Origin of the sequence: Cysteiniphilum sp. 19S12-1 (genome assembly GCF_052030685.1) — a bacterium.
Lineage (GTDB): Bacteria > Pseudomonadota > Gammaproteobacteria > Francisellales > Francisellaceae > Caedibacter.
In genome coordinates, this window is sequence record NZ_JBQAJM010000004.1 from 23642 (window position 1) to 45794 (window position 22153).

20 protein-coding genes and 1 riboswitch are annotated in these 22153 nt (G+C 36.8%); of the genes, 13 read left to right on the plus strand and 7 right to left on the minus strand.

Features of this window, described 5'->3' with window-relative positions:
* Positions 1-90: 90 nt before the first annotated feature.
* Together ACTS4L_RS01995 and ACTS4L_RS02000 are read left to right on the plus strand one after the other, a co-directional pair.
* Entirely contained in the window at positions 91-1197 is a 1107-nt protein-coding gene (locus ACTS4L_RS01995; protein ID WP_440615465.1) for a multifunctional CCA tRNA nucleotidyl transferase/2'3'-cyclic phosphodiesterase/2'nucleotidase/phosphatase, read from the plus strand.
* A gap of 137 nt (positions 1198-1334) precedes the next feature.
* A complete protein-coding gene (locus tag ACTS4L_RS02000) occupies positions 1335-2597 on the plus strand; it encodes an MFS transporter (protein ID WP_440615464.1) in 1263 nt (420 codons plus the stop codon).
* Here the strand turns inward: ACTS4L_RS02000 and ACTS4L_RS02005 are convergent, their stop codons facing one another.
* Genes ACTS4L_RS02005 through ACTS4L_RS02020 form a run of 4 tightly spaced genes read right to left on the minus strand, consistent with a single transcriptional unit; the run spans position 2598 to position 6057 of the window.
* Positions 2598-3320, minus strand: coding sequence for an SDR family NAD(P)-dependent oxidoreductase (locus ACTS4L_RS02005; protein WP_440615463.1), 723 nt, complete (start codon positions 3318-3320; stop codon positions 2598-2600).
* Positions 3321-3371: 51 nt separating this feature from the next.
* On the minus strand, positions 3372-3683 hold the full coding sequence (locus tag ACTS4L_RS02010) for a hypothetical protein (RefSeq protein WP_440615462.1): 312 nt from the start codon (positions 3681-3683) through the stop codon (positions 3372-3374).
* A 29-nt stretch (positions 3684-3712) separates the two neighbouring features.
* Positions 3713-4675 carry a cytochrome d ubiquinol oxidase subunit II gene (locus ACTS4L_RS02015; protein WP_440651659.1) on the minus strand — a complete coding sequence of 321 codons (963 nt, stop codon included), beginning with the start codon at positions 4673-4675 and terminating at the stop codon, positions 3713-3715.
* A gap of 2 nt (positions 4676-4677) precedes the next feature.
* Positions 4678-6057, minus strand: a complete 1380-nt coding sequence (locus ACTS4L_RS02020) for a cytochrome ubiquinol oxidase subunit I (RefSeq protein WP_440615460.1) — start codon at positions 6055-6057, stop codon at positions 4678-4680.
* Between the two features lie 239 nt (positions 6058-6296).
* Here ACTS4L_RS02020 and ACTS4L_RS02025 point away from each other — a divergent pair, with 239 nt between their 5' ends.
* From ACTS4L_RS02025 to yfaE, 11 genes are all read left to right on the plus strand, one after another.
* On the plus strand, positions 6297-7172 hold the full coding sequence (locus tag ACTS4L_RS02025; protein WP_440615459.1) for a MerR family transcriptional regulator: 876 nt from the start codon (positions 6297-6299) through the stop codon (positions 7170-7172).
* A gap of 30 nt (positions 7173-7202) precedes the next feature.
* Positions 7203-8465, plus strand: a complete 1263-nt coding sequence (locus tag ACTS4L_RS02030; RefSeq protein WP_440615458.1) for an NAD(P)/FAD-dependent oxidoreductase — start codon at positions 7203-7205, stop codon at positions 8463-8465.
* Positions 8456-9244: a DUF1365 domain-containing protein gene (locus tag ACTS4L_RS02035; RefSeq protein WP_440615457.1), complete on the plus strand. Its 789-nt coding sequence runs from the start codon at positions 8456-8458 to the stop codon at positions 9242-9244. The genes ACTS4L_RS02030 and ACTS4L_RS02035 overlap by 10 nt, the downstream gene beginning before the upstream one ends.
* Positions 9245-9252: 8 nt before the next feature.
* Complete coding sequence (locus ACTS4L_RS02040; RefSeq protein WP_440615456.1) at positions 9253-10410, plus strand: class I SAM-dependent methyltransferase; 1158 nt, start codon at positions 9253-9255, stop codon at positions 10408-10410.
* Entirely contained in the window at positions 10403-10945 is a 543-nt protein-coding gene (locus ACTS4L_RS02045; protein WP_440615455.1) for a chalcone isomerase family protein, read from the plus strand. The genes ACTS4L_RS02040 and ACTS4L_RS02045 overlap by 8 nt, the downstream gene beginning before the upstream one ends.
* Positions 10942-12225, plus strand: a complete 1284-nt coding sequence (locus ACTS4L_RS02050) for an MFS transporter (protein WP_440615454.1) — start codon at positions 10942-10944, stop codon at positions 12223-12225. Before ACTS4L_RS02045 ends, ACTS4L_RS02050 begins: the two co-directional genes overlap by 4 nt.
* Positions 12226-12272: 47 nt before the next feature.
* On the plus strand, positions 12273-12809 hold the full coding sequence (locus ACTS4L_RS02055) for a DUF3833 domain-containing protein (RefSeq protein ID WP_440615453.1): 537 nt from the start codon (positions 12273-12275) through the stop codon (positions 12807-12809).
* Complete coding sequence (locus ACTS4L_RS02060) at positions 12781-13539, plus strand: SDR family NAD(P)-dependent oxidoreductase (protein ID WP_440615452.1); 759 nt, start codon at positions 12781-12783, stop codon at positions 13537-13539. Before ACTS4L_RS02055 ends, ACTS4L_RS02060 begins: the two co-directional genes overlap by 29 nt.
* Positions 13540-13787: 248 nt before the next feature.
* Positions 13788-14013, plus strand: a riboswitch (cobalamin riboswitch).
* A 156-nt stretch (positions 14014-14169) separates the two neighbouring features.
* Complete coding sequence (nrdA, locus tag ACTS4L_RS02065; RefSeq protein WP_440615451.1) at positions 14170-16458, plus strand: class 1a ribonucleoside-diphosphate reductase subunit alpha; 2289 nt, start codon at positions 14170-14172, stop codon at positions 16456-16458.
* A 25-nt stretch (positions 16459-16483) separates the two neighbouring features.
* On the plus strand, positions 16484-17635 hold the full coding sequence (gene nrdB / locus ACTS4L_RS02070; RefSeq protein ID WP_440615450.1) for a class Ia ribonucleoside-diphosphate reductase subunit beta: 1152 nt from the start codon (positions 16484-16486) through the stop codon (positions 17633-17635).
* Positions 17636-17637: 2 nt separating this feature from the next.
* Positions 17638-17898: a class I ribonucleotide reductase maintenance protein YfaE gene (gene yfaE, locus ACTS4L_RS02075; protein ID WP_440615449.1), complete on the plus strand. Its 261-nt coding sequence runs from the start codon at positions 17638-17640 to the stop codon at positions 17896-17898.
* Between the two features lie 143 nt (positions 17899-18041).
* On the opposite strand, the gene ACTS4L_RS02080 is transcribed toward yfaE, so the two are convergent.
* The 3 genes from ACTS4L_RS02080 to nagA form a co-directional block, all read right to left on the minus strand.
* Positions 18042-19544 (minus strand): APC family permease, encoded by a 1503-nt coding sequence (locus ACTS4L_RS02080; RefSeq protein ID WP_440615448.1) that lies wholly within the window; start codon positions 19542-19544, stop codon positions 18042-18044.
* A gap of 264 nt (positions 19545-19808) precedes the next feature.
* Entirely contained in the window at positions 19809-21005 is a 1197-nt protein-coding gene (locus ACTS4L_RS02085; RefSeq protein WP_440615447.1) for an NAD(P)/FAD-dependent oxidoreductase, read from the minus strand.
* Complete coding sequence (gene nagA, locus ACTS4L_RS02090; RefSeq protein WP_440615446.1) at positions 21005-22153, minus strand: N-acetylglucosamine-6-phosphate deacetylase; 1149 nt, start codon at positions 22151-22153, stop codon at positions 21005-21007. Before nagA ends, ACTS4L_RS02085 begins: the two co-directional genes overlap by 1 nt.

Sequence of the window (22153 nt, forward strand, 5' to 3'; positions counted from 1 at the left end):
CTTTATTTTATTTAAGAAGCCAAATTGTCACAGAGTTTACCTAAATTTACTGATAACATAAAGAATAAGCTTACTTAAGCAGTCATAAACATGAAAACGTATTTAGTCGGTGGTGCTGTCCGCGACCAATTATTAGAACTCCCAGTCAAAGATCATGATTGGCTTGTGGTTGATGCCAAACAATCAGATATGCTAAAGCTTGGATTTATTCAAGTCGGTAAAAAATTTCCGGTGTTCTTGCATCCTGAAACACATGAGGAATATGCACTAGCGCGCACTGAGACAAAAACAGGTCGCGGCTATCAAGCCTTTACATTTAATATTGATGAAGTGTCATTGATTGAAGACTTAAAACGACGAGATCTGACCATTAATGCCATGGCAATTGATGAAAACGGTAAACTACACGACCCGTTTAATGGTCAAGAGGATATCAACAACAAAAAACTTCGCCATGTTAGTGAGGCTTTTTGTGAAGATCCTTTACGCGTACTGCGAGTCGCGCGCTTTGCTGCCAAGCTTCATTACCTTGGATTTACCATTGCTGATGAAACGTTGAACCTTATGCAAACAATTGTTGACAATAACGAGATTGAAGCATTATCTCACGAGCGCATTTTACAGGAGTTTACACGTGCATTAAGCACAACAAATTTTGAGTTTTTCTTATCAACATTACAACAGCTAGGTGCCTTCAAACATATTCTTAAACCTTTAAAAACATTATCTATAAGTAGACTTGAGCCATTATTAAATGCTACCCAATTGCAATGTACAAATAACGATATCTTATTTGCTTTATTATTGACGCCTTTAGAAAGCGAGCAGGCACTTTTAGATGTATTAAATGAGCTTAAGCCACCAAAAACCACTCAGACACTCTGCCTTAAGGTTTATCGTTATCATCTTTTTTTTAGTCAATTACAACAACATTCCGAAAAAGAAATATTGCAGGCTTTAAAGTCAATTGACGCACTACGCAATAAATCAGCATTTAATGATTTTATGGTCGCACTAAGACACCTTTATCAAAACGACCCTCATGCGATATCTAATATCTGTTTAGTAGATAAAATTCAGAATAGATTAACAGAATATAATTATGGGTTGGCACTAAAAGATATTCGCAATAAGCAAACAATTGCAAAAACGGTGATGAAGCTGCAATTACAACTGATTAAAGAAATGATTAACTAAACTTTTATAATACCCCAAGTAATTTAAGCAGTATCTTTTAAAATACCTTTTAGATATATTGATGAAAGTAAAATAAACAGAGTGCGTATTTATGAGCGCAAAAATGTTTAATCAAAATCAACTGTATGGTAAGTAATATGAATTTTAAAGAAAATATGGCTTTAACAATGGTTTTCCTTATTGGCCTATTATTCTATGGGTATGAATTTTTTCTAAGATTAATTAATGGTGCTTATGAAAAACAAATAGTGGAATATTTCCATCTATCTTCAAAATTTGACTACTCTTTTCTTGTGTCAAGCTATAGTTTGACTTATCTATTGATGCAGATTCCTTGTGGGATTATTTTAGATCGATTTGAAAGTAAATATGTTTTCTCGTTTGCCATTTTAATATGCGGTCTTGGAAATATTATTTTCTTATCACCAGTATATAGCATTGCGGTTATAGGGAGGTTATTAATTGGTTTTGGGTCTGCATTTGCATTTATAGGCGTTTTGAAGATTTCAAGAGAATATTTTAGCAGTACCTATTTTTCATTGCTTGCTAGTATAGCAATATCATTTGGTACACTAGCAGGAATATCCTCTCAACAAATAAGTGTCTTCTTATCAGATACGGGTATCGACTGGAAAATTATTTTCTTCATCTCAGGTGTAGTTTCTTTGCCGCTAGCTTTGATATCATTTCTGATACTATCACAAAAAAAACGTAAGAGTATTAAATTTTTCAATGGCTATGGCATAGATACTTATTTGTCGTTAATAAAGAATAAACTGCTTTGGTTAAATTCAGCGTGGGGTGGATTAATATATATTCCAACTGTAATATTATCAGCACAATTTGGTGTATTATTTTTCTCTGATATTTATGGTTTTAATCAATATCAGGCAGTCAAAGAAATATCATTTCTACTAATGGGTTGGGTCGTTTTCTCACCAATAATGATTTTACTAGCAAAGTTATTTGGTATGGCAAAGGTTATTATTTTTTCTTCTGTTATCTCTGTAGTAATAATATTCTCGTTAACAATGAATGTAGATTTATTTGGGGTTAATATTAGTATTTTAGTCTTTTTATTAGGATGTTTTTCAGCTGCTCAAGTTCTAGTCTGGCAATTATTTAATAAATTTTGTAAACCTGAGTTTACTGCCTTAGGAATTGCTTTAACAAATATGATTATCACTGGAATTACTGAGTGCGGCCAATTATTTAGTGGCTTTATTATGGATAAAAATAATTTAATGCATTGGCTTATCAACAAAGGAATTATTCATAAAGTGGTACAAGTTAATATTTTAATATTTATGCTCTCAACCATACTTGGTATTACTCTATTCGTCATTACTTATCATCTATGTTTTAAGGGCAAGTATAAAATAATTCACCTAAAACAATAATTAAGGCGCTATCTCTTGACCGTCCCAAGCAAGTATTTTGCCTGTGTTGTTCATTGTCAGCTTATTGATTTGATTTAATAAATATTGCGCAGATTGCCTAGGTGTGAAGATTTTGTTCTTATGAACACTTCTTTGAAAAGGATAGGACAAAGCGCTGTCAACAGTGCCTGGATGCAGTCCAACGACGATAGCTTTTTTGTTATATCTTGACGTTTCAATTGCTACATTTTTGATAACCATATTTAATGCGGCTTTAGAAGCGCGATAGCTATACCATCCCCCCAACCTATTATCTGAAACACTGCCAACGCGTGCAGATAAAGCTGCAATAACTGATGTTTGGGTAGAATTTAATTTGGGTGTAAAGTGTTTAAAAATGAGTGAGGGTAAAACAGTATTAACCTGATATAACTTAAGGAATTTATCGGCTGATATTTCTTTGATTGATTTCTCAGGCATGATATCACTATCATGCAACATACCTGTAGCTATTATCACAAGATCAATAGGAGTGACCTGTGAGAGCTCAACAGCTAATGATTGAATCATTAATTCATCACTATAATTGATTTGATGATAAATAATACCTGTTAATTTATCTTTGAAGTTACGGGATACAGCATGAATAGTTGCTTGACGGTAGTGTGCTTTGAGCAAATGGATTAATGATGACCCAATTGCGCCTGTTGCACCAAATATAACAATATTCTTAAATTCATGCATCTTTCAATCCCTTCTCAATGACTTTTATAGCTAGAATCTGAGTTAGATGGTTTATATTCTGACTTGTATATACTCTATAGCATTTCTTGTTGCATTCAAGCCCATGTGATCACCGCTGGAAATCATTTCAGTATGTGGACAATTCTGAGCCAGCTGATAGCAGTTAATATTAAGCTTTTTTAGAAAAGTATTTACTTGATCAAGGTTTGTAAATAGAACAGGCTTCTTACTGAAAAAGGCAGTATGAAGATGCTTTTTACCAGATTTACTCTTAAACATAACCAAATAATGTGACCTTCTAGGAAGTATGTTAACCTCAACCTTCTCTTTTTTAATAAGTGACTTTATTTGTAATTTATTCACAGCGCACTCCTTTGTATGATTACGTCAATTTAATACTTAAGCTTTTCACTCGTTTTTCCTCTAAAGATGTAATAAGCATAGCTGGTATAAATCAAGAGTAAAGGAATCATGAAAGCCGCTGGTATTAGGGTAAATGATAAAGTAGTGTCTGATGCTTTTGCTTGTGTATAAGTTAACTCATAAGGCACGATATAAGGAAAGATGTATATGAGCATACTGACATAAGTCAGTGCAAATATAATAACACTGAGTAAGTAGGGGAAATAATGTTTAGCTGTTCTAATGCTAAAAAATAATATAATGAATGTAACTAAAGTTAAAGAGAGCATCAATACCAAAAGAATTATCTTACCAGATAGTAGGTTTATTTTGTGATGAACTATTGTTTCTATACCAACGATAAGCATCATTACCATTAGTAACAACGCCAATATGGTGGCAGATTTTTGTGCTTTAATGAGTAAATTACTTTCTGTCTTTAAAATTAAGCGGCAAGCGCCTAGTAGCATGTAACCAATAGTTAAGGTAATGCCTGTTGTTAATTTGAATGCAACACCATCTAAATAGTGGGCTTCTGAATAACCAACGACAAGTTGACCGACCAAATAGCCGTGGATAAAGGCAATAATCAGTGACGACACAAAAAACAAACGATCCCAATTTTTAATGCCTTTTTTTGATTTTAATCGAAATTCAAAGCATATGCCTCTAAACAAAAGCATCAGTGCCAATAAAATTGCGGGAAGATATATTTTGGGAAACAAAAAAGCAAATGCGATAGGAAACATACCGTAAAATGCCGCTAAAGAAAATACCAGCCAAGTTTGATTGCCATCCCATGTTGGTAGTAATATGCTGATGGCAATGTCCTTCTCATCGCTATTAAACATCGGTAGTAATACACCAATCCCTAGTGTAAAACCATCAAGTATGACGTACATTAAAAGACCGAAGCCAATAATCAAAAGCCAACTTAAACCAAGATAGTCCATCATTAATCTCCTTTTTTGGATATGTTTTCTTCAACGGATTGAAAGTAGGCGTATGGCATTCTTTCTGTTCCAGGTTCTGATGGACCTTGCTTAATAATTCGACTGAAGTAGCGAAAATAAAAGAAGCCAAATATAACAAAGTAAACAATAATAATCAGTGACAATGATATAGCAACTTGAATAAAGCTTAGATCACTGACCGCATATTCAGTTCTTAACATACCGTATACTACCCAGGGCTGACGACCAAATTCGGCAGTAAACCAACCTGCTATGATTGCAATAAAACCAATGGGTGAGCATAGAACGCATACTTTTAAAAATCGCGTTGCTTTTAAAATGCTACCTTTGGCTACTAAGATAGAATCGATGATGCCTATTAACACCATTAATAAACCAATCCCAACCATTATCCGAAAGCTATAAAATACAGGAGCAACCAATGGTCTGTCTTCTTTTTTAACGGTTTTCAAGCCAATCAACTGACCATCAAGCTTATGGGTATTAATCAAAGAAGCCAGTTTAGGTATTTCAATGGCAAACAAGTTTTTTTCTTGATTCGCGTCAGGATAGGCAAACAGCACTAAAGGGGCGCCTTTTTGTGTATCCCATACACCTTCAATTGCTGCCGTCTTAAGTGGTTGATGTTTGTGTACTTCAAGGCCAACATCATCACCAACAAACACTTGTCCTATACTTAAAAGCAGAATACTAATCAGCGAAAATTTAATACATATCTGTGAGAACTGCTTATTAATTCCCTTAATCATATAATATGCGCCAACACCAAGTATAACAAAAGCGGTACTAAGATATGCTGCCATCAGCATATGAATATAGCGTGGGATAACTGATGGATTGAAAATGACCTCATACCAACTGTGAATGATAAATATACCATCAAGATAACTGACACCACTTGGGGTTTGCATCCACGAGTTGGCCGATAAAATCCAAAAAGCTGATAATGTCACACCCAAAAATATAACGACATTCGACAGAAAATGGAGATATTTATTAACTCTTCCCCAGCCAAATATCATGATACCTAACGCACCTGCCTCTATAAAAAATGCGGTAAGCACTTCATAGGTAAAAAGTGCACCCAGAACAGGACCGACTTTTTCTGCAAAGCCTGACCAGTTGGTGCCAAACTGAAACTCCATAACAATGCCCGAGACAACACCCATACCGAAAGTCAAAGCAAATATTTTAGTCCAAAATTTAACAAGCGCTAAATATTTATCTTTTTTTGTTATCAACCATGTTGCTTCAAATATCATGAGAAAAGTTGACAGACCAATACTAAATGCGGGGAAAAGTATATGGAAACTAACGGTAAAGGCAAATTGAACACGAGATAATATTTCCATCCAAGACATGTCAATCTCTCCAAGTTTTAGCTATTTTGTATAGATATATTATTCTATCATTTTGAATTTAACAATTAAAGCTATACAAATAATCTTTGTTTGACTAACATGTATAGTATGACAAGAAAAAGTAGTACCTCAATGAAACCTATCATTGCTATATCAAGTTGTTTGCTTGGGAATAATGTTAGATTTAACGATAACTCTATCAACTCATGTATAGATAAAATAATTACTGGGGCAACGCAATGACAGAATCACTCTATCCAATTAGGTATATATCAGAGAAAACTGGTGTTAAGCCAATTACGCTGCGTGCGTGGGAGAAACGATATAACCTTATTACACCACAACGTACTGAAAAAGGGCATCGTTTATACTCAGATGAGGATATTAAAACCATCCAGAAGACGATCACACTATTAAACTACGGCTATGCTATTAGAGAAGTTCCTGCTCTTTTGAATGAACATGATGGCCATATTGTTGTTAGAGACAAAAAAAGTCATCACATGGTATCCTTTGATAAGCTTAATAAGCTTATCAAAGAGTATAGGATTGATGCATCCATTAAAGAAATTGAAGACTTAATGTCGCTCTACTCACCAGAGTCATATGCACAAATCATTCACCCCGCAATGATGCAATCTCTTAATAAAGATAGTTTTATACATATTGATTATGCTGAAGTGATCAAAGAGAAAATTATTGATATGATCATACTTCGATTATATCGAAATATCATTGAAAAAACGAAAACCAAAAGACAAAAGGTTTATATCATTGGTTATCGTACTGCTATGATTAAACCACTTGTTTTGCATGGGTTGATGATTGCTAATATTCTATCAGCACATGGTTATGAAATATTTTTCTGTTCAGGCGTATCGTCTTCAGATTCGATCTTAGAGCTTCCAAAAGAAGCAATAAAAATAATCTATATGAGACATGATGATTTTTATCTAAATCAACTTGAGGCTAAATTATCAGCCAATGTTAACAATATAGCGCTTAGCCTGTATAAAAAAGATAACTATTCAGGTGATATTGATCTACTGCCATCTAGCTATATTGAGATTTTTGAAGGATTTAAACGAGTTTTTGCAATAGATGAGGTCTACTAAAACTTTAAAAGAAGGTGGTTATTTAAAATAATGGACAAGCAAATCGAAAAAATTGCAATTATTGGTAGTGGAATATCAGGCTTATCAGCTTCTTTTTTATTAAAAGATCACTTTGATATTACACTTTATGAAAAAAATGGATACTACGGAGGACATGCACGAACTGTTCTTACAAAAGCACATTTACCAATTGATACTGGATTTATTGTTTTTAATTACCAGACCTATCCACATTTGACTGCATTGTTTGAATTGCTGGGTGTGCCGGTCAAAAAAAGTAGCATGTCGTTTGGAGTATCTATTAATAATGGAGCGATTGAATATGGTAGTGAACGCTTTTCGAGTTTGTTTGCTCAGAAAAGACAACTGTTTAATCCTAAGTTTTTGATGATGCTGCGAGATATTGTTAAGTTTAATAAGACAGCTAAAAAATTTTTAGCAAATGGTCACTTAAATCATGACCTCACATTAGCTGATTTTCTACAATCAATTCATGTTGGTGAGTATTTTCGTCACTACTACCTCTTGCCAATGGGGGCATCGATTTGGAGTACTCCTTCAAGACAAGTGCATGAATTTCCGGCAATAACCTTCTTAAGGTTCTTTAACAATCATGGATTGTTAAATATCAATGCACCTGTTCAATGGTATACAGTTGATGGCGGCAGTAAAGTATATACTGCTAAAATCATTGATAAACTTAATGCAGCCAACGTTACCTTTAGACCAGGCGCTAATTATGTCAAACGATCTCAAGATCAGGTTGTTATTACAGATGAGCACGAGAGTACGCAAGCCTTTGATAAAGTGATTTTTGCCACGCATTCGGATGAAGTACTTAAGCTGTTAGAAAGTCCTACAACACAAGAGCGTGAATATCTAGGCGCGATCAACTACCAAGATAATCAGATGGTTTTGCATAGTGATCAAACCTTGATGCCAAAAAGAAAAAAAGCGTGGTCCAGCTGGGTTTATTTATCTGATTCAGATCAATCTATCTCATTAAGTTATTGGATGAATAATTTGCAGTCACTCACCTCAGAAAAGGATTATTTTGTGACAATTAATCCAGCAATATTCCCTCAAGCGGATACCATTGTTGACCAACATGTCTTTCGCCATCCGGTGTTTGATCGTTCAGCTATTATCGCGCAAGAGAAACTCATGGCTATTCAAGGGCAAAATAATACGTATTATTGTGGAGCATATTTAAGATATGGCTTTCATGAAGATGGGATGTTCAGCGCAGTTGAAGTGGCAAAAATGCTTGGAGTTAATACGCCATGGCACTAATGAAAACGGGGTTGCTTAATGCCAAAGTGCATCATAAACGCTTTAAGCCCAAAGTGAATAAGTTTAGCTATCGTGCTTATTATGTGGTCTTAGATATGGATGATCCCAATTGTGCAAGTAACCTTTTCTCAGTCAACAAACCTAATCTTTTAAGTTTTTATGATAAAGATCATGGTTATCGTGATAGCAGTTCATCCAAGCAATGGGCAAAGGATATTTTTGCTCAATATGATGTCATGATTGATCGTTTATACTTAATGACGATGCCACGTGTTTATGGCTATTTATTTAACCCAGTGAGCTTTTGGTTTGGATTTTACCAGGGTCAATTAATTGGTGTTATTGCCGAGGTTAATAATACATTCAAACAATCACACTGCTATGTATGTATTGCTAATGATTTAGATCACATAGACGCTAACACATGGTTTCATGCCAAAAAGATGTTTCATGTATCGCCATTTTATGATCGGACTGGCAGTTATCGCTTTAATTTTCAAGTCACTGACTGTGGCAAGATTCGTATATACATCTACTATTATCAGGAAAACGTGTTGCAACTTTTAACATCTGTTACAGGAGAAACGAAAAGCTTGCAATCATCAACAATTATACAATCAATGGTTAAAGTGCCTTTTCTAACAGTAAAAGTCATGCTTTTAATTCATTATCAGGCGTTGAAATTATGGACGAAAAAAGTGGGTTATCGTCAAGTGCCAAAACCTTATGAAAAAAAGGTTACCTTAGCTCAAGTAGAAAATAAAAACAAATATTCGTGAGGTTATAAATGTTTGAACGTATTTTAAGGAATAAACTCATTCAATCACTGCAACATATTGAAAAAGGCAGCTTATCGATTACGCTACCAGAGGGTGAAACACATCATTTCAAAGGCTCAATATCAGGTACAGTAGCTGATATTGCGATAAAAGATTGGCGAGTGCTCGCTAATTTAACGCGCAAAGGCGATATCGGGTTTGCCGAGGATTACCGAGATGCTTACTGGTCAACATCCAATTTGCAAGATTTGCTTATTTTTGCACTTGATAACGATAATATTCTTGATGGATATATTAAGGGAAGCTTTCTCTATCGCAAGCTATCTATCTTACTCTACTTGACTAAACGAAATACTGTAAAGCAAAGCAAGAAAAATATTCATGCACACTATGATTTGGGTAATGATTTTTATCAACTATGGTTAGATGAATCAATGACTTATTCATCAGCTATTTTTAATCAACAAACACAGACATTGGTAGAGGCACAGCACAATAAATATCAGCATATCTTGGATAAAATACCCCAAAAAGGTAGTCTATTAGAAATTGGCTGTGGTTGGGGTGGTTTTGCAGAACAAGCACTCAATACCGGTGTCTATGACTACAAAGGCATTACTTTATCGAAAGAGCAGCAGCATTATGCGCAAGACAGATTAAATGATAAATCATTGATTGCATTGGAGGATTATCGTATTCAACAAGGACAATATGACATTATCGTGTCAATTGAAATGATAGAAGCGGTAGGCAAAGCCTATTGGCCAACTTATTTTAGTAAATTGAAATCACTCTTGAAACCTAATGGTCGAATCATGTTACAAAGTATATTAATTGCTGATGATCTATTTAAAGACTATGATAAAGGTGCTGATATGATTAGGACCTATATTTTTCCAGGAGGAATGCTACCAAGTATGCAGATTATTAAAAACGAACTACAAAAAGCTGGCTTAAAAATCATTGGTGAGAAATTTTTTGGTCTAGATTATGCTAAGACAATTTCGCATTGGCTTAAGCGATTCAATGAAAAGAATAAAGAGCTATCGTCAATGGGCTTTGATGAGAGCTTTCAACGGATGTGGCAATTTTACTTGGCATCGTGTATTGCAACATTTACCAGTCAGCGCACTGATGTTGTGCAAATTGAGATAGCACATGCTTAAGTTATATCGGCAATTTTTGTTATTTGCATTAAGCCTTTTTATATTCTGTTGTGGTCATCTTTATGCCAATACTACTTCTTTTTCCAAGGTGGAAAAACAAAATCCGCAATTAGTCGGCCAGATTCTTTATACTTATTGGTTCTGGGATGTTTATTATGCAGCCCTTTATGCACCAACCAAAGATTTTAGTTGGCGAAGTTCTTTTTTTCTTAAACTTACCTATTTAAGAGATTTTTCAGCTCAGTCAATTATTGAAGAAACGATGGATCAGATGGCATCGCAAACACCAAAAAACAACAATGATGATCTTAAAAAGTGGCAAAAGCAGCTACAAAATATCTTCCCAGATATCAAGGAAAACCAGAGTCTGATCGGTTATTTTGATGGCAAACAAAGGACTTTGTTTTTTACAGGACAAGGCAAATATTTAGGTCAGATTGATTCGTTAGCTTTCTCAAGGTCATTTTTTGCTATCTGGTTGAGTGATCAATCAGAAAACCTCGAATTATCACGCCAATTGCGAGGGCTAGAATGACTATGAAAATGCAGAAGTCACTTAATATTAAATACAGCTTGATGGTTTTTCCTGTGGCTTTTGCCGGTATTCCTATTTATATCTTCTTGCCTGATTATTACCATAATTATTTTAATCTATCATTAACTGTGTTAAGTATTACTCTTTTTGCATTACGTGTTTTAGATGCGCTGATTGATCCCTTTATTGGTTGGTATTGTGATCGTTTTCCTCGGTGGCAAAAGAAAAGCTTTATGGTGATTGTTGCTCTTTTTATTCTAGGGTTTTATATGTTATGCAACCCTATGATAGGCAGTCGATTGATCAACCTGTTAATTGGTGTTTTGCTGTCAACATTAGCCTACAGCTATTTAACGATATTTATCAATACCGAAGGAGCACTTTGGAAAAAAGGACAAAAAGAAAAAGCAGATATTATTAGTCTGCGTGAGCTATTCAATATTCTAGGTGTGTTAGTGGCATCAATTTTGCCTTTTATTTTGATGACTATATTACCAGTGCAAACAAGTTATTTTGTTTATAGCTTGATTTTTAGTGTCATCATTATTTTTACCAATATTAAGTTCTTACAATGGTATCGTGCTGTCCATAAGCAAGATAATGCGATAAAAAAAGATAAATCTGAAAAGAGTTACGGTTATAAGTACTATTTTGCGCAGATGAATCAACAGGGAAAATTTTTATTCTTAAGTTATAGTATCAGTGCTCTTGGATCTGCCATCCCTGCGGTGATGCTCGCCTTTTATAGTCGCTATGTTTTGCAGATGCCACAATATACAGGGCTTTATCTTTTTTTATATTTTCTTGGCACGATTATTGCTATTCCTTTTGTGAGAAAAATGGCATTGCGTTATGGTGAAGTGCGTATTTGGATATATGCCATCATCATTGCCATCATTATTTTTATGTGTGCCTTTTTTCTAAACCAAGGGGATATATTAGCATTCTCAATCATCAGCTTGACTTCGGGGTTATGTTTTTCTGCTGAGCTCATTCTGCCCAATCTATTACTAGCACAATGGATCGATACCAAAGAAAGAAATCCGTTAGGCAATGGTTATTATGCATTGTTATCATTTATTGGTAAATTTAGTTTCGCCTTGGCAACGATTGTGACTTTGCCGTGGCTTGATGTTCAGATAACTGTCAATACGGTTGATTTATCAAACGTTATTTTGATCAAGGTGTTGTACTGTTTACTGCCCTGTTTAATCAAAGCGGCAGCATTAATCAGTTTGTTTATCTGGCAAGCCCGACGACAAGAAGGAGATGTTAAGTGAATGCGTTATGTCGATTATTACAACTAATCATACTAGGAGTGTATTTTATGGCAATAAGTTTATTATCAGGCTGCTCTAGCGGCATTGAGTATTATAAAAATGAGAATCCCAAGCTTGATTTACAGACCTATCTTGACGGGAGAATAGAGGGTTCTGGTATTATTGAGGACTGGAAAGGTAATGTGGTCAAGAAATTTGATTTTATTGCTGATGCCAGTTGGAAAGATGGTGTATGTACGCTAGATGAACATATGATCTATTATGATGGCAGTAAAGACCATCGTATTTGGACCATTAAGAAAATCAATGACCATTATTATGAAGGACAAACAAAGGATGTGATTGGTATTGCTAAAATCCATGTTCAAGGTAATGCAATGAACTGGCAATATACGATGGATGTCAAAGTTGGCAATAGCACCTACCGACTTAAATTTGATGATTGGATGTTTCTAATGCACAATGATGTTTTGATCAATAAAAACTACTTCAAAAAATTTGGCTTACCCGTTGGCTCATTGACTTTATTCATGCATAAAAAAGGACTGCCCAAAGATGAAAAGAACCAATCCGTATCACCATAAAACGATTTGGATTATTGGTGCCAGTGACGGTATTGGTAAGGCCGTGACTCGGTTGCTTGATAAACAAGAGACAAAGCTAATCATCTCGTCAAGAAATCAAGACAAACTTCAGACGCTATCTCGCGAACTTAGCAGTGAAGTTCATATCGAAGCTTTTGATGTGGGAGATTATTTAAATTTTAATAAAAGTATACAAATAGTGCTAAACAAGCATAAACCAGATTATATTCTATATTTCCCAGGGTATTATGAGCCTGCCAAAATAGGAAATATCTCAAATGAACTGGTGGATAGGACAATTACTATTAATCTAAAATCTGTTTTTGTATTGATTGAGGGTGTTTTTGACTATTTAAAGCAAAATCCAGCATGTGTGTTAGCGGTTACCGCAAGTGTTGCTGGATATGTGGGACTGCCATATTCTCAGCCTTATGCTGCAACAAAGGCCGCGGTAATCAATTTAGTTCAAAGCTTTAAAGCTGAGCATAAAAATTTTAATATCAAGTTGATTAACCCAGGCTTTGTCAAAACAAAGTTAACTGATAAAAACAACTTTAAAATGCCTAACTTAATGGAACCTAATGATGCAGCAAACGCTATTTTAAAGGGTCTAAGAACAAGTCGATTTGAAATACATTTTCCAAAGCGCTTTACGCGAATGCTCAAGTTGATAGCAAGCTTACCCTATAAATGTTATTTTAAAGTGCTTGCAATGATGCGTTTAGGCTAGCACACTCATGATTTTATGGTCATAGCCATCAAATAATACCAAATAAAACTTTCGCTTTTTCTCACTAAAAACGATAGAATCCGATCTTATACCGCGCGTAAATTATTTTGCGGTGTTCGGTGTCAAAGAAGTTTTTGATGCCTTTGAGCGATTGAATTGTAGGTAATAGCTTGGACTATTGGCAAAATTCAATCGCTCAAAGGCGCGAGAAATTCAACGACAGAAATGCTGTAAAATGGTTTATGGGCGGTATACACATCACTAATGGTTTGTGTGAATTTACACAACGCAAGAGGGAATCTGGTGTAACTCCAGAGCTGGCCCGCAGCGGTAATTGGAAACGAACGATACACATTGATTCTTACTTTCTGGGAGTCATTGAAATGCACTGATTGAAACAATTGGGAAGCGGTATCTAGTAGGAGTGTAGACGCGTCCATAAGCCCGAATATCTGCCATTGGTTAATAAATTTATATGTTAAAAAAGCTTTCGTGGAACAAAGCGCACATATGGTAGAGATACTTGATATTGGTTAATAAACAACAAACCAATAGCGATACATTTCTTGCTAACTTATGTCCTTCTTCCCGATTGCTTAGTTTAAATTAATCGCGGATAGAGGATAAAAAATGAATGTAAATGTCACCAAACGCTCAGGACGTTTAGAACCTGTTAATCTGGATAAAATTCATCGTGTGATCACATGGGCTGCTGAAGGCTTAGAGAATGTCTCGGTTTCCCAAGTTGAGTTGCAATCACATATTCAGTTGTATGAGGGCATGAAAACAGCTGATATTCAAGCGATTATTATCAAAACCGCTGCTGATTTAATCTCTGAAGAGACGCCTGATTATCAATACATGGCAGCACGCTTAGCGATTTTTCACTTGCGCAAATTAGCTTATGGCGAATTTGAACCACCACATTTATACAATCATGTGCAAATGCTCGTCCAAGCAAAAAAATATGATGCGCATTTGCTTAATGACTACTCAAAGGCTGAATTTGAGCAAATGAATACGCATATCGATCATTGGCGTGATATGAACTTCACCTATGCTGCGGTGAATCAAATGCAAGGCAAGTATCTGGTGCAAAATCGCGTCACTGGCAAGATCTACGAGACGCCACAAATGCTTTACATGCTTGTCAGTGCTTGTTTATTTTCACAACATGACAAGCAGACACGCATGCAATATGTACTTGATTTTTATGATGCGATTAGTCAATTTAAGTTGTCTTTACCCACCCCAATTATGGCAGGGGTACGCACACCAACACGCCAATTTAGCTCATGTGTGTTGATTGATACTGATGATAGTTTAGATTCAATCAATGCTTCCGCATCCGCGATTGTCAAATATGTCTCACAACGCGCTGGCATTGGCATTAATGCCGGCAAAATTCGTGCATTAGGTAGCGAGATTCGCCAAGGCGAAGCGCTACACACTGGCTGCATCCCATTTTATAAATATTTCCAAACCGCAGTGAAATCATGTTCACAAGGGGGTGTGCGTGGTGGAGCGGCTACTTTGTTTTACCCAATGTGGCACTTAGAGGTTGAGTCTCTCTTGGTGCTTAAAAATAACCGTGGTGTCGAGGATAACCGCATCCGCCACTTAGACTATGGTGTGCAGATCAACCGTTTGATGTATCAACGATTGATTGAGCAAAAAGACATAACACTGTTTAGTCCAAGTGATGTACCGGGTTTATATGATGCTTTTTTTGCTGATCAAAATGAGTTTGAGAAGCTTTATATCATTGCAGAAAACACGCCAAAAATCCGCAAAAAAACACTTAAAGCAAGTGAGCTTTTCGCGCTTTTAATGCAGGAACGCGCACAAACCGGACGTATTTATATTCAAAACGTTGATCATTGTAATACGCATTCAGCATTTAATGCACAGCTTGCTCCAATTAAACAATCTAATCTATGCATGGAGATCACTCTCCCTACCAAGCCTTTAGCACATATTTTTGATGACAAAGGTGAAATTGCACTGTGCACTTTATCCGCATTCAATTTAGGAGCACTTGATTCGCTTAATGAACTTGAGTATTTATCGACTTTAATTGTTAGCGCTTTAGATCATCTATTGGATTATCAAAACTATCCGTTAACATCAGCAGAGATTCCCGCAAAAGCGCGTCGTAGTTTAGGTGTAGGTGTTATTAACTTCGCCTATTACTTGGCTAAAAACCATGTTAAATACAGCGATGGCAGTGCCAATAAATTAACACATCAAACTTTTGAAGCTATTCAATATTATCTGCTTAAAGCGTCTAACCAGTTGGCACAAGAGAAAGGTGCTTGTAAATACTTCAATGAAACAAGCTACGCCCAAGGCTTATTACCGATTGATCACTACAAAAAAAGCATCGATGAATTTGCTGACTTTTCACTGCAATATGATTGGGAAGCCTTACGTCAAAGCATTCAAAAGCATGGTTTACGCAACTCGACCTTAAGTGCAATCATGCCATCAGAAACCTCGTCGCAAATATCCAATGCCACCAATGGTATTGAGCCACCAAGAGGGCTTGTTTCGATCAAACAAAGTAAAGATGGTGTATTAAAGCAAGTTGTCCCTGAAATTCAACGCTTAAAATCTCACTATGAACTATTATGGCAAATGCCGAATAATATTGGTTATCTGCAACTATGTGCGATCATTCAGAAGTTTATCGATCAATCAATTTCAGCCAACACCAACTATGATCCACTTAAATTTAATGATCATAAAGTGCCAATGCATACATTGATGTCTGATTTATTAATCGCTTACAAATATGGCTTAAAAACACTTTATTATCACAATACACGTGATCACGCTAAGGAAAGCAAAGCAGCAACTAATCATGCTGTGGAAATAGCCGATATCGATGACTGTGAATCAGGCGCTTGTAAAATATAATGCTTAACAAGGATAACAAACTAATATGACACAGATTTACCATTATTCGACCTTTCAAACAGCCTCAAACAATCAACTACATGAACCGATGTTTTTTGGTACATCGGTCAATGTCTCACGCTTTGATCAGCAAAAGCATCCGATTTTTGAACGCTTAATTGAAAAACAGCTGTCTTTTTTCTGGCGTCCTGAAGAGGTTGATTTAAGTCGCGATCGCGTTGACTTTCAAAAGTTCAACGCCATTGAGAAACATATTTTCTTATCTAACCTACAGTATCAAACCTTGCTAGATTCAGTACAAGGACGTAGTCCAAATATTGCCTTTTTGCCATTAGTGTCGTTACCTGAGCTTGAAACATGGATTGAAACCTGGAGCTTTTTTGAAACCATTCATAGCCGCTCTTATACACATATGGTGCGCTCACTGATGGATGATCCAAGCCCTGTATTTAATGGAATTGTTGATAACCCTGAGATCAGAAAGCGCGCACAAAACATTACTCATTATTACGATCAACTAATTCTGCAAACACAACTGTTACAAACACAAGGCACTGGCAGCTATAACATTGATGGTCAAACGATTGAAGTAAGTCAACACAGCATTAAAAAAGCACTTTACTTGGCTCTGCATGCTGTTAACGCTCTTGAGGCTATCCGCTTTTATGTCAGTTTTGCCTGCACATTTGCCTTTTCTGAGCAGAAGAAGCTTGAAGGATGTGGCAAAATTATGAAACTGATTGCGCGCGATGAATCCGTGCATTTAACGAGCACACAACACATGATCAACATCATTCTTTCGGGCAAAGATGGCGATCTGGAGTTAACCGAGATTGCACATAGTCTGCATGATCAAGCTCAAGCCATTTTTAAGGAAGCCATCGAGCAGGAAAAAGCTTGGGCAAAGTATCTATTCTCACAAGGCTCTATCTTGGGATTAAATGAACAGATTCTTTGCCAATATATTGATTATTTAGCCAAAGAGCGTATGCAAGCCGTCGGACTAAATACCGATGATATTGCCTCCCCCAAAGGCAATCCAATACCGTGGATTAATCATTATCTTAACTCTGATAACGTCCAAGTCGCCCCCCAAGAAACGGAGATTAGCTCGTACCTTGTCGGACAAATCGATAGTAACGTTGCCGATAATGCCTTTAGTGACTTTGAACTATAACAATGATTCAGATCAAACTTAATCATAAGATTATAACGATTAACAATAATGAATTAACGATACTCGAATGGCTTGAGCAACAGGGCATTGCTGCTAACTTTCAATGTCGTAACGGTGTTTGTGGTACCTGTCGCTGTCAACTGATCTTAGGAGATATTCAATATACCAAAGAGCCACTTGCTTTTGTTAAAGAAGATGAAGTACTCATTTGTATTGCAAAAGGGATAAACCACATGGCAGAGGGATTAAACGCCGCAAAATGATTACAATCGGTATAGTAATAATTCAAAAATAAGTTGAGCTTCAATTACTCCCCTCACCCGCGCAGCTTAAGCTGCACCAGCAATCCCGCAAGGGGAGAGGTACTAGCTGACGCAACTTATTCTTGGTTTCTTACATAGCGCTACTAATCTTCGATAACTCGATTTAAATCACCATGCTCTTTACACATAGCAACATAAGACTTAGTTGTAATTAAAATATAAAAAATGACAGATACGACCGCAACAAACCAGATATTTGGCACGATATACAGCAACCATAGGTAAGCAATAAATGGCAGAATAAACAATAATAGTTTTTGCACGCCAACTTTGTGCTGTACGAAAGCATAGATAATTAACAAAATAGTTAATGAGCCATTGACCAATAGTAAATCATGACTTGGAATCGTGAGCATGATAAGTCCTAAAATAACAAAGACAACTAACCCTAACCAACGTGTTTTAGGCGCAATTGCCCCCATACTAATGGGAGCCGCCATATATCCAACAACGTGATAACCAGTTACCACAACCATCAACGCTGCCCAGCTCTCGGCATTAAATAACACAATCGCTGCTAACACCCAGTTAATCATCATTGAGCGCTTTGAAAAGTTGTATACCGGATCAAGCTTCGCAATCCAACGTGGCATTTGTCCTTCTGCTGACATTGCGTAAAGCATACGTGATGAAGCGCCAAGATAGGTGTATCCCGTGCCAGATGGACTCACCACACTATCAGCCAATAACAAAATAGCTAAGAAATTCAAACCTAACAACATTGCTAAATTCAATAATGGTGATGAGAAATTCATTCCTTGCCAACCACCATTTTTAACCAAAAGCTCATGGGGAACCGCTGCCATAAAAGCATACTGTAAGCCCATATAGACAATTAAAATAATAACAATCGACAAGATAATAGACAACGGCACATTACGCTTTGGATTTTTAATCTCACTGGCGAACGAAACACTGATCTGAAAACCATTAAATGAATAAATTAATCCCGCACCAATAATTGCCATCACCGCACTGCTAAAGCCATAATCACTATTGGTTGGTAAATTAAAGTTATTACTTAAGCCTGAATGATCAAATGCGGCAATCAAAAAAACAGCGATTGCAAACAATGGGGTGAAAACCTTAAGCACGGTAACGACATTATTCACTCGTGTTAACAATTTGATGCCGTAAAAGTTCACTATCAAGTAGACAAATAAAATGCCTAAAGCTAAAAACTTACCACCATAAGTGAGCACGTGATTCTGCATTAATGCATCAGATCCAATCGCTGCCGACAAGTACTGTGTTGTTGCTTGTGCTTCAGTGGCAATCACCACCATGATGCCAAACCAGTTAGCAAATGCAAACGGCATACCAAAGATACCATTGTGCGATAGCGCACTTGATCGTGTTGTTGCTCCACGAACTGGATAAACAGCAACAACCTTTGCCAAACATAAGCCAACTAATAAGACTAAAACAGCGGCTAGAATCCATGCAAGAAATGCCCAGTTACCTGCGATTTTTGCAGTTAATTGTGCACTAAAAAGCCAACCTGAACCAACCATACACGTGGCACTTAACAAGGTAGCACTTAATAGTGATACGCCTGATTTTTTTGGTGTGAACTCTGCTCCCATATTCCTCTTCCCTCTTTAAATTCTATTATTTATATTACTTGTTTACCGTATAAATATCACAGTGCCACAAACCGCCTTTAATGGGCAACTATCATAGATATACGTCTAAAAATACAGCATTATTTTCTTCAAACACATGCCGCCCAAGACGACAGACTATAGCGGCATTTTTAAAGCTTGTAAATATGTAACAATATATATCAGGTAAAGAAATGATTATGTAATGATTGCATTTAAACCAACTTGCTTACTTATAGATCAATTTTATACAAATTGACCCGCTGCCCACCCTGAGGCCCATGCCCATTGAAAATTATACCCACCAAGCCATCCAGCGATATCAACGACTTCACCAATAAAATAAAGTCCTTTAACTTTATGAGTTTCCATTGTTTTTGAAGAGAGTTCATCACAACTCACCCCACCTTTGGTGACCTCAGCGGTACGATAGCCTTCCGTACCACACGGTTTTATTTGCCATGATTGTAAGCATTGCATCATCTGCTCAATCTCACTATTAGAAAGATCAGCAAGCTTTTTATTAAGTAACGATTCACCCACAAACAATAACAACAATCTTTTAGGTAAGTAATTTTCTAATAGTGATTTTAAGAGTGTACCACCTTGTGATTTTTTGTGCACATGAAGCAATTCACTTAATGAGTTTATTTCTGGTAATAAGTTGATGTGCAAATATTCTCCCAACTGCCAATAGGATGAGATCTGTAGCATCACAGGTCCACTTAAGCCACGATGCGTAAACAGTAAATTCTCACGAAAGCTTTGTTCGTTACAACTTACCTCAGCTAATACAGAAACACCCGAGAGCTCGGCATATTTCAATTTATCATGCTCACCAAGCACAAAGGGCACTAATGCTGCTGAGGTTGGCAACACTTGAAGACCAAACTGGCGCGCGATCTCATAGCCAAAGCCTGTGGCTCCCATTGTTGGGATTGAGAGCCCCCCTGTCGCAATAACAACAGATTGCGCATGATAATCACCTGCTGTTGTTTTAACATCAAACCTAGAATTGATTATTGCATCTTGATCATATTGGCGAACCTGATTAACCGTCGTATTAAGTTTAATTTCAACCTGATATTTGCGGCATTCATTTAGCAGGATATCAACGATCTCATGTGACTTTCCGTCACAGAAAAGCTGCCCTAACGTTTTCTCATGATAATTTAACTGATAAGAGTCAACCAGTGCAATAAAGTCCCACTGCGTATAGCGTGTTAAGGCAGACTTACAAAAATGCGGATTTTGTGATAAGAAGCGCGTCGGCTCAACATAATAATTCGTAAAATTACAGCGCCCGCCGCCTGACATGAGTATCTTTTTACCGACCTTATTAGCGTGATCAAGAACCAATGCTTTGCGCCCTCTTTTCGCCGCTTCAATGGCACACATAAGCCCTGAGGCACCCGCCCCAATAACAATAACATCTACTTTCATTATGATGCTTTAAATACTTGCTTGATCTGAAAATGTTTATCAACAACGACCAAATCAGCATCAGCCCCTTTTTTGATATTACCTTTATCATGATGCATATTAAGACTCTTTGCCGCATTATAGCTCGTCATTTTAACAATTTCCGGCAAACTGCAATCACTATAGGTGAGCATGTTTTTTAATGCATTATTCATCGTCAGCACACTACCGGCTAATACGCCATTTTCTAGCCGTGCTTCATTATTTTTGACAATCACTTTCTGCCCACCAAGGTTAAATACACCCTCACCATGGGCTTGTGCTGACATCGCATCAGTAACCAAAAGGATGCCATCAGCTCCTTTAACGCGATAAACCATATCAACGATTTCAGGTGCTAGATGCACACCATCAACAATCAGCTCGGCAACGACCTCCTCTGACATTAATAAAGCCGTTGCAGCTCCTGGTTTTCGATGATCGATTCCACTCATTGCATTAAATAAATGTGTTGCTTGTGAGCAGCCTCGATCAATTGCCGTTAATGCTTGCTTTGCTGTGCAATTGGTGTGCCCAATGGAAGCGATAACTTGCTCATTGACACACCAATCAATCACATGATTAGCACCTAACATCTCCGGAGCAAGCGTGATTTTTTTAACAAGGTTATTTGCCTTTTGCTGCCAGCTCTTAAGCTTAGCAATCGAAGACTCCTGCAAAAACTCAGGATTCTGCGCACCGATTTTATCCGGTGAAATAAAAGGACCCTCTAGATGCACACCTAAGATATTGGCGAAGTGCCGCCCATGTGCATGCGCCTTATTAAAGTCAGCAACATTATTCAGTGCCTTACTAATTGCTGTTTCAGTTTGAGTCATTGTGGTTGCCAAAAACGAGGTAACACCTTGTCGGTATAAAGATGATGTAATCATTTTTAAGGATTCGATCTCACCATCCATCACATCACAACCACAACTGCCGTGAATATGTGTATCGATAAATCCCGGAATCACTCTATCACTTTGGCTATATTCCACTACAGGTAAATGTGAAAAATCTGGGAGTGCCTCACCAACGGCCATGATTTTGCCACACTCAACGGCAATTTCACCTTCTAGGACAGCATCTTTAGTGACAATCTGAGCACCCGTTATTCGATAACTTTGCAT

Coding starts and splice junctions, on each gene's coding strand:
- ACTS4L_RS02025 (WP_440615459.1), top strand. CDS start 6,297: ATGACAGAATCACTCTATCCAATTAGGTATATATCAGAGAAAACTGGT.
- ACTS4L_RS02080 (WP_440615448.1), bottom strand. CDS start 19,544: ATGGGAGCAGAGTTCACACCAAAAAAATCAGGCGTATCACTATTAAGT.
- nagA (WP_440615446.1), bottom strand. CDS start 22,153: ATGCAAAGTTATCGAATAACGGGTGCTCAGATTGTCACTAAAGATGCT.
- ACTS4L_RS01995 (WP_440615465.1), top strand. CDS start 91: ATGAAAACGTATTTAGTCGGTGGTGCTGTCCGCGACCAATTATTAGAA.
- yfaE (WP_440615449.1), top strand. CDS start 17,638: ATGATTCAGATCAAACTTAATCATAAGATTATAACGATTAACAATAAT.
- nrdA (WP_440615451.1), top strand. CDS start 14,170: ATGAATGTAAATGTCACCAAACGCTCAGGACGTTTAGAACCTGTTAAT.
- ACTS4L_RS02050 (WP_440615454.1), top strand. CDS start 10,942: ATGACTATGAAAATGCAGAAGTCACTTAATATTAAATACAGCTTGATG.
- ACTS4L_RS02005 (WP_440615463.1), bottom strand. CDS start 3,320: ATGCATGAATTTAAGAATATTGTTATATTTGGTGCAACAGGCGCAATT.
- ACTS4L_RS02055 (WP_440615453.1), top strand. CDS start 12,273: ATGGCAATAAGTTTATTATCAGGCTGCTCTAGCGGCATTGAGTATTAT.
- ACTS4L_RS02035 (WP_440615457.1), top strand. CDS start 8,456: ATGGCACTAATGAAAACGGGGTTGCTTAATGCCAAAGTGCATCATAAA.
- nrdB (WP_440615450.1), top strand. CDS start 16,484: ATGACACAGATTTACCATTATTCGACCTTTCAAACAGCCTCAAACAAT.
- ACTS4L_RS02015 (WP_440651659.1), bottom strand. CDS start 4,675: ATGGACTATCTTGGTTTAAGTTGGCTTTTGATTATTGGCTTCGGTCTT.
- ACTS4L_RS02020 (WP_440615460.1), bottom strand. CDS start 6,057: ATGTCTTGGATGGAAATATTATCTCGTGTTCAATTTGCCTTTACCGTT.
- ACTS4L_RS02060 (WP_440615452.1), top strand. CDS start 12,781: ATGAAAAGAACCAATCCGTATCACCATAAAACGATTTGGATTATTGGT.
- ACTS4L_RS02045 (WP_440615455.1), top strand. CDS start 10,403: ATGCTTAAGTTATATCGGCAATTTTTGTTATTTGCATTAAGCCTTTTT.
- ACTS4L_RS02085 (WP_440615447.1), bottom strand. CDS start 21,005: ATGAAAGTAGATGTTATTGTTATTGGGGCGGGTGCCTCAGGGCTTATG.
- ACTS4L_RS02040 (WP_440615456.1), top strand. CDS start 9,253: ATGTTTGAACGTATTTTAAGGAATAAACTCATTCAATCACTGCAACAT.
- ACTS4L_RS02000 (WP_440615464.1), top strand. CDS start 1,335: ATGAATTTTAAAGAAAATATGGCTTTAACAATGGTTTTCCTTATTGGC.
- ACTS4L_RS02030 (WP_440615458.1), top strand. CDS start 7,203: ATGGACAAGCAAATCGAAAAAATTGCAATTATTGGTAGTGGAATATCA.